The sequence below is a fragment of the Gallicola sp. Sow4_E12 genome, from assembly GCF_052116305.1.
In the GTDB taxonomy this organism is placed as follows: domain Bacteria; phylum Bacillota; class Clostridia; order Tissierellales; family Peptoniphilaceae; genus JBQKLI01.
This window is the reverse complement of the sequence record NZ_JBQKLI010000034.1, coordinates 1-8,924: the sequence shown is the minus strand read 5'-3', so window position 1 is coordinate 8,924 and position 8,924 is coordinate 1. Positions and strand designations below refer to the sequence as shown.

6 protein-coding genes are annotated in these 8,924 nt (G+C 36.5%); all 6 read right to left on the bottom strand.

The features are described 5' to 3' along the window. Positions 1-504: 504 nt before the first annotated feature. Entirely contained in the window at positions 505-1,575 is a 1,071-nt protein-coding gene (locus tag ACTQ46_RS10900; protein WP_441749832.1) for a hypothetical protein, read from the bottom strand. Continuing rightward, complete coding sequence (locus ACTQ46_RS10895; protein ID WP_441749830.1) at positions 1,484-2,362, bottom strand: hypothetical protein; 879 nt, start codon at positions 2,360-2,362, stop codon at positions 1,484-1,486. The genes ACTQ46_RS10900 and ACTQ46_RS10895 overlap by 92 nt, the downstream gene beginning before the upstream one ends. Positions 2,363-2,847: 485 nt before the next feature. Further along, positions 2,848-3,510 (bottom strand): transposase, encoded by a 663-nt coding sequence (locus ACTQ46_RS10890; protein ID WP_441749834.1) that lies wholly within the window; start codon positions 3,508-3,510, stop codon positions 2,848-2,850. A 1,474-nt stretch (positions 3,511-4,984) separates the two neighbouring features. Further along, positions 4,985-6,166 (bottom strand): NAD(P)-dependent malic enzyme, encoded by a 1,182-nt coding sequence (locus tag ACTQ46_RS10885; protein WP_441749828.1) that lies wholly within the window; start codon positions 6,164-6,166, stop codon positions 4,985-4,987. After that, positions 6,150-7,529, bottom strand: a complete 1,380-nt coding sequence (locus ACTQ46_RS10880; RefSeq protein ID WP_441749826.1) for a class II fumarate hydratase — start codon at positions 7,527-7,529, stop codon at positions 6,150-6,152. Before ACTQ46_RS10880 ends, ACTQ46_RS10885 begins: the two co-directional genes overlap by 17 nt. Positions 7,530-8,358: 829 nt before the next feature. Next, positions 8,359-8,673 (bottom strand): thioredoxin family protein, encoded by a 315-nt coding sequence (locus ACTQ46_RS10875; RefSeq protein ID WP_441749824.1) that lies wholly within the window; start codon positions 8,671-8,673, stop codon positions 8,359-8,361. Positions 8,674-8,924 lie beyond the last annotated feature (251 nt).

The window sequence follows — 8,924 nt, the reverse complement described above, 5'->3', positions numbered from 1 at the left end:
AATATCTGGTGGTGGAAGGTCGTTTTTGAATTTGAATTAATTCAAAAGTTTTGTCCATTATGCTGCCTCCTTTTTTTATTTATAATCCTTCAACTATCCTAACACCTAACGTAGAGTGGAGTTCAGGACAAAAATAAAAAACACTTATTTTTTACGTTTAAAAAACAAACCTATGAATAGGATTCTTCATTAGGTCTAAGATATTCATTGTTTCCTTGCAAGACAAATAAAATGACTGTATTAGATACTCTTCTGAGTCTAAACATTTGCAGCCTTAAGGAAAGAGTAAAACAGGCGTGACTGCTTCGCAGCACAGGCGCTAGGCGGGATGCTTTCAGTACCCAGGCGGCACGTCTTGCGACGGCGAGGATATAATAAAAACCAAGGATCGGTACTAAAAAGTACCGATCCTTGGTTTGTTGAGAGTTAGCCTGTAATGCCTTTCCTAATCTATTGATGCCAAAGGTGTATGGTCTGGGCAGCGAAGCAATCCCGCCTCACTTTTCAAAATATCGATCGTATTATTTCTTTGGGAGCATTAAATTCTATTTCTTTTTCTTGAACTAATTTCATTTCATTCTTTTCTAGCTCGTATTTTCTTAAAATGGATTTATCTCCCTCTTCTACTCTATCCAAGGTATAAAGGAATTCCCCCTGCCATTTCATCTGTAATAGGGACTCTTCCTTCATTCCATAATGAATCTGCTCTCCATCTTTTTTTATAAGAATAAAAGAACCTGACTTCTCATCGCCGCCAGCTGCAAGGAGTCCTTCTGGAGTGGACTCTATTCGATAAACCCAGCAGTTTAACGGGATCTCTTCAAAATTTCCTTGACTGTCTACCGAAAAAATACGTTTATCTTCTTCTTCAGCATTCGATGACATAAAATATACTTTATCGTTGTGAACAATGCTTGGACCTCTATGGACAAATTTATCAGTGTAAAATTCTCTTTGTTTTTCTAAATTATCATTATAGAAGACTATGGTTGTTCCATCTTTCGCAGGGCCACCATCAGCTGGTGTCGAATGAGCGATCAAAAACAGTTCTTCTCCAAGTCTACCTCCATTTCCTATCAGAGTATTCATAATATCTGCTGATTTTTCTTCGCCGCCGTTAAAATTCATTTCTCTTAAAGAACAGCCGCTATTAATATTAGAAGTGTAATACATCTTGTCTCCTGATTGAAATAAGGTATCGATAACACCGATTTCTTTCGGATCTTTATAATATTTTACATCTCCTGATTTCGTTTCGATATCCACCATTATAATATCGTCATTCTTCACTTCTCCAGTAGTTGGAATATAGACCCTTTCCTCATTTCTAAAAGGGACAGAATATTCAGAAGATAAGCTTCCTATATTCATTTCTTTTTTATCGATTAAGTCTAAGTTTTCATCAAAGAATAATACAGTACTGTTTCTCCCTTGAGTATTAGTGGAGACAGCTCCAACAGCATATACTGGAACAGCACCGATATTATCCGAAAGCCTTCTGCTGTAGATCCTGAACGCTGCTAACAGTGTTAAAGCTATCAGAATACAAATGCCTATTTTCTTTTGATAAGCCATTCCAATGCTCCCTTATTATTTTAACACTAGAATTTGAGATCAAATCAACGGGAGTAACCGGTCCACCATCTCGATTTAAATTACATTTTGAAATATCTAAAAATCCCGCATATACTAAATGTGAGCAGTAGAATTTATTTCTTAAATCTATTCTATCATAATGCCAATTATAAGGCTTGCCTTTTTGTTTAATTATCCATTCTGCAACTTTCTTATTTGAATAATCAGATTGTCTTACTTCTGCTTCCCAAATAGTAGCTAAACGATATCTAGTGTGAAAGTTATCCCCTTTAGCTACAACGCCTTCTTCTCTCGCTTCAATTGTATTATATGAGTCATATGCAATTGCTGCATGTCCAACTATATTAAAGAACAACTCTCCTTTATTTGTTACAAGTATATTTCCTTTTTTCTTATAGAAAGGGTCAACTCTATATCTTGCCATTATTTCTAAAGAATTTGATGTTGTGAATTCTGCACCATCTTCAATCGCCTTTTGTTTAACTGTTTCGAATTTTTCTTCTTGGTCTTTGATAAAATCCTCGTTTTCTATTATATCGTTTTCCTCATGAATATTATTATCTAAACTTGGTTCCGATATCCGTTGATCTAGTATCATGTTAATACTTTCTCCCTTAAATTCCTCTTCTCCTTCATCATTGTTATGACTCGTAAGATTTAATGTCTTGTCATTTAAGTATAATTTCTCCGCATTCGTAGTAGTTGTGATTGTCATTAACAGTGAAAGAATTAAAGTTGTTTTTAACAGAATAAGTAAGTTTTTCATTTTATCTCCTTGTTATTAATTATAATGTTTTTTTAATTTTTACTAACTAATAGTTCTGTTTTATTAGTAATAATATTCCTTCCACCTTGAGATATTGTTTCCTAACTTTAGTTTCAGTTTTCATTACATTCTCTTTGCCAATTAATAAACATCACCTCTTATATATACTAAGATATTATTGCAGAAAATCCATTTACTATGTTATATCTATACTATTTATAGTGGTCTCCTTTCGTAAATTCAGATCTCTTTCTTAGTCAATATTTTCCCCCCTTTATTTATTATTTCTATCTTTAATTATCTTTAATATTTAATTCCAAGAATAGTTCTTCCCCAAATATAGAACAATTTAGCAACTTACATATTACAAAAACATCTTAAATCTAATTATTTTGATGCGTAAGTAAGTAATAATAAGTAGTAGTGTCAAGTCTTTTGTGTAACCTCACTTGTAATACTTTTGTCAACAATCTTCATGATTCCCTCTAGAGGGAATCGCTGCCTGAAAACATTTCTCTTAGTTCAGTCTGTACTTTTCCAAATCCTTTATGAATCCGATTTCTGAATCGTTCATTATATTCTAATGAGATCGTACAAACTAGGCGATCTAATGCATTTTCATTCGGAAATTGCTCTTTAACTTTTGTTCGTTTCTTAATGTGTTTATTAAAGTTTTCTATTAAATTATTAGGATAAAGACTTCTTTGTATTTCTTTTGGAAAAGTCAAATACGTATACAAATTATCGTGTTTTTCTAATATTTGTTTTGCTTTCGGATAGCGACGGCTCCATTTTTTGATGAATTTATCATAATTTTCTAGTGCTGCTTTTAAATCTATTGCTTGATGAATAAGTCGCAGATCATCACCTACTTCCAATTTATCTTTTGCCCGTATATATTTCATGACATTACGATTAATATGTAGCCAACATACTTGATGTCTCCCTTTTGGAAATTCTTCCAGTAAAGCATCCTTTAAGCCAGAAAGTGCATCGCAATAAAGCATAACATAACGACTTTTTATCGGACGACTATGCAAGGCTTTTATATCTTTATCCACTAGTTTTGTTATGTTGGAAAGGGTAGCAGGAGAGTAATGATATCCATACATTTCCTGGACTAAATCAGCTATTTCACGGGTTGTGATCCTTTTTGATAAAGCTGAATCACTGTGTTTCTAAGTCACCTACAGTCTGTTGATATTCCGAAATCAGCCCTTAAGCCAATTTCCCTAAGCGATCTCTTGGAACTTGTAGATGAAGGGTTCAGTAGGTGATATCTAATTTTCGTTAATAATAACCGTTTCGAGAATTTCCGTAAGTTGTAACCGATAGGATCATAGTGCTCATAGACTAAAAATACGGTTAACTCATTTTTTAATATTTGATTTATCGCTAGTTCTATTTGAAGGCGACAAATTCCCTAATATCGTCACCATTGGTTATTGTTTTAATGAGTTCTGCGGTAAAATATTCCATAAAGAGGGTCTACTTTTCTATTTTGTCGGTTAACAAAATTTTACAAGAAAAGGCCCTCTTTTTCTATATTAAAGAAAAGAATGTTTGCACATAATATTTTACACTATGCATCGGAGTACCTCCTTTCAATATATTAAGTTTTAAAAACTCTTACTATAGTAAGAGCGTTTTTATTCCTTTTTTATCCTAAAACTCTAAAACGAAAGAGAGCTATCGAATCACTTTGCTTTCTATTTTATCCCTTACTGTGTTCAACAAAACAGTTTATTAGTTTAGTTCATTTCATTAAAGTTTATTCTTTCTATCTTAACTACAATTTATAATCTTTAATATCAATATTTTCATTATAATTATAATTTTCGAATGTATTAACCTTTAATTAACTGCCTTTTTAAACAAAATTTTATATTCGTTAATTTAATCACAATTCAAGGTGATCTCGCCCTTATCAGAAATATAGATGCTTCTTGATGAATTTCAATCAAAGATATATTAGAATTATCTTATTATCTTATTATCTTATTATCTTATTATCTTATTATCTTATTATCTTATTATCTAGAGTATAACATAGTATTGGATTTCTGTGTCTTTTTGTTCCTAGCTGTAGCGTATTCAGTCCTAACTATAGGGAAAGCGGAAAATGCATAGCATTTTCTTAATAGAAAAACAGGCGTGACTGATTTCTAGCACAGGCGCTAGGCGGGATACCTGCGGCAGCCAGGCGGCACGTCTTGCGACGGCGAGGATATAATAAAAACCAAGGATCGGTACTAAAAAGTACCGATCCTTGGTTTGTTGAGAGTTAGCCTGTAATGCCTTTCCTAATCTATTGATGCCAAAGGTGTATGATCTGGGTAACTAAACAACCCCGCAAAACTTTGATATCCTCATATGAAACTTTTATCTAAAGAATTTTTTTAATATTTAGATTATTATTTTTCGATGCTCCTATAGCATAAGAAAGGTCTTAGTTTCCCAGCTTGAGGGAGGACTTAAAAAAGTGTGGAGTATGAGAGGGTGAAAGAGCGAAGTTATAGGAGCGTCTAACGACGCCTTTTTTTAATGAAGAAAATGTTCTGCATTTTCCACCACCCCTACTTCCTATCCCCTATAACCTATGAACTATTTTCTCCTCCCTGCCTATCCTCTCCTTACCTTCCCCAACTCCAAAGCTTTATCTCTCACTGCCTTTGCCACTGCCTTTGCTACTCTTGGATCAAAGGCTTCGGGGATAATATACTCTTCCCTTAATTCTTCCTCAGGAATGATTTCTGCGATGGCTTTGGATGCGGCAATATTCATTTCATCATTGATCTCTGTTGCTTTTGCATCGAAGGCTCCTCGAAATACTCCCGGAAATGCTAGTACGTTGTTAATTTGGTTTGGGTAGTCGCTTCTTCCTGTTGCGATAATTCTCGCACCGGCTGCTTTTGCCTCCTCTGGGTAAATTTCAGGAGTAGGGTTGGCACAGGCGAAGATAATACTATCCTTATTCATCGTTTTTACCATTTCCCCTGTAAGGACTCCTGGAGCCGATACTCCGATAAAAACATCTGCCCCGACTATCACTTCTTGAAGATCTCCTTCTAAGCGATTAGGATTTGTAGTAAGAGACAGTTCTTCCTTATAGCCTGAAAGACCGGCTCTTCCTTTATAGATGGATCCTTTTCGGTCGCAAACGATAATATTTTTTGCTCCTGCATTTAACAAAAGCTTTGTAATCGCTGTAGCTGCTGCTCCTGCTCCGCTTACAACGATCTTAATATCCGAAAGAGCTTTCTTTACAATCTTTAAAGCATTTGTAAGACCTGCCAAGGTAATAATCGCCGTTCCATGCTGATCATCATGGAATATCGGTATATCGCAGATCTCTTTCAGCTTTTTTTCAATTTCAAAGCAGCGGGGCGCTGAGATATCTTCTAAATTCACTCCTCCAAAGCTTTTCGAAATCAAAGCTATCGTATGTACGATCTCTTCAACATCTTGACTGTCGATACATAATGGAAAGGCATCTACATCCGCAAAAGATTTAAAAAGCACGCATTTTCCTTCCATTACAGGCATAGAAGCCTCAGGACCGATATTTCCCAGTCCTAAAACTGCCGATCCGTCTGTTGCGACAAGACAAAGATTCTGACGGCTTGTTAGTTTATAGGAAAGCTCGGAATTCTTTTCTATTTCAAGACAAGGTTCCGCGACCCCTGGGGTATAAGCTAAGGAAAGATCTTCTGTGGTCTTGACAGGAACCTTCGATCGGATTTCTATCTTTCCTTTCCATTCTCTATGTTTTTCTAAAGATTCTTCTCTAAAATTTCTTTTCATTCTTACTCCTTACCATGTTTTTAGGATCCAACATCCTGTCTATTTCTTCTTCTGTAAAAGACTCTGTTTCCATAACAACTTCTTTTAAACTCTTGTCCTTTTCATAGGCTTTTTTTGCAATCTGCGCCGCCTTTTCATATCCCAACTCTTTGCTTAATGCTGTGACAAGCATTAGAGACTCCTCTACATATTCTTCCATTCTTTTCTTTGCTTTCAGTCCTTCTAGACAATGAACTGTAAAGGAATCCAAGGCTTCAGCCAAAAGATTTACAGAACGAAGGTAGTTAAAAATAATAAGGGGCATATAGACATTCAGTTCAAAATTCCCCTGAGAAGCGGCGATTCCGATCGCTGTATCGTTTCCCATCACTTCCACACAAACCATCGTAAGGGCTTCTGCCTGAGTCGGATTTACTTTCCCAGGCATAATGGAACTGCCTGGTTCATTTGCTGGAATTTCAAGCTCTCCATATCCGCATCGTGGCCCGCTCGCCATAAAACGAATATCGTTGGCAATCTTTAGAAGATTCGCCGCCAGTGCCTTTACTGCCCCATGGGAAAAAACAAAAGCGTCTTTTGAAGAAAGACTGTGGAATTTATTCGAAGAAGAACGGAGATTCATACCATAACGCTTGGAAAGCTCCTCTGCCACTTTTTCGCCAAAGCCTTCCGGTGCATTGAGTCCCGATCCTACAGCCGTTCCTCCGATAGCAAGCTTTTCTAAAGAAGTTAAAGACAGCTTGATTTGTTCCATGCTCTCTTCAAGCATCCTCCTCCACCCGGAAACCTCGTCGCTAAAATATAAAGGCACCGCATCTTGAAGATGAGTTCTTCCGATTTTAATTATCCCGCTGTTTTCTTTTTCGATTCTCTTAAACTGAGCTATACTTCTTTCTATGACAGGAAAGAGCTTCTCTCGAACCGCCTTTAATGCTGCCAAATGCATCGCCGTTGGAAAAGTATCGTTGGAACTTTGAGACGCATTTACATCGTCATTCGGATGAACGCTTCCCTCGCACAGATTCGAAATCACTTCATTCACATTCATATTGCTTTGTGTCCCGCTTCCCGTCTGCCATACAGAAAGAGGAAATTCCTCTTCCATCTTCCCCTTAAGAATTCGGTCGCAGGCTGAGAGGATACTCTCCTTTTTTTCTTCTTCTATTTTTTTATACTTAAAGTTCACCTTCGCACAGGCTCTTTTAATTTCCACAAGAGCATATATTACTTCCAAAGGCATTCTATCTTTTCCGATTTTAAAATGATTGAGACTTCTTTGAGTCTGGGGACCCCAATTTGCCTCTTTGAGGACTTGAACTTCCCCTAAAGAATCCCTCTCGATTCGATATATATCTTCTTTCATAAAAACTCCTTCAATTTACTTTAATACACTACTTTAATTATAGTGAAGAGGATGCAAAATAACAATTGTCTATTGAAAAAGATAGGCGGGATTGCTGACACAACCCAGGCTCTAGGCGACACACCTACGGTGGACAGGGAAAGTAAGGATAGGGAATAGGGATGGTTGAAAATGCAGAGCATTTTCTTCATATAAAAAAGCGTCGTTAGACGCTCCTCTGCTTCTAAGCGTTGGGGGTGTAAAAGGAGGGGGTCTGGGGGAGGATATGAGGGCGAATCGCAACGCCCTTCATCCTCCCCCAGGACTGGAAATTAGTACCCTTCTCAGCCTATGAAAGTATCGAAACTGGATAATCTAAATATTTAAAACATTTTTTAATAAAATTTTTTCTGTAGAATTATAGAAGAAAGGCGGGATTGCTGAGGCCTAGGCAGAATGCCTTCGGCACCTAGGCTTTAGGCGGCACACCTGCGGTGGCCAGGGAGAGATAGATTTTAGGGAATAGGTTATATGGGTGGTGGAAAATGCAGAGCATTTTCTTCATATATTTTTGGTAGTTTCAGGGTCAACTTCCTATCCTAATATAAAAATAACCCTCACTGCAGAATACGAATCCGTGGAAGAATCCAGCACTACCCGGAACGTAGTTAGTGCACCCGGATAGGCTTACGATTCTTCCACGGATCCATGAAAGCAGTAAGAGTTTGTATTATATTTACCCAATTCCTCTAAAATTATCAAGGATTATGTACTAAAATCCCTATATATTACCAGAATGTAATAAACATACATTTCCCAGCTGATGCATTTTTACTCCTAACTGTATTTTTTATAAACCTTTTTCTACCTTAAGAAGCTCTAGTATGATTTCTTCTGATAGATTCCCATGGATACTGCCGATCACTTCTCCTCTTTCCATTAAAATCAGATGAGGTAGTTCCATAGCCTGATAATTAAAGGCGAGTATTTTTTCTTCTTCTGCATCGATTTTAAAGATAATAGTATTCGGAAAAGACGCTTCTAGTTTCTTTAATATAGCTTCCACTTCCCCTTCCATATTCTCCTTCGTAAAAAACAAAAGAACTCTCTTTTCTCTCTCCTGCAGTACCTGTTTTTGAAATTCTGTTCTATCTATTTTTCTCATCTTGATCTCCTTTCAAAAAACAAAGAGCGGCAACCCGCTCTCATAGTTTTAGTATAAATCATTATTTCTACTACCTTCATAATTAATTTCAATTAAGATATTTTACCTCTTAGGAAGGACTTAAAAAAGTGTGGAGTGGACTTTGAACCGACCCCCAAAAGTTGGACCTAGAATCTAACCAAAGGAGGTCGGTTTTTCATGGCAAAATATAGTTACGAACTCAAACGAACCGTAGTAAAAGAATATCTGAA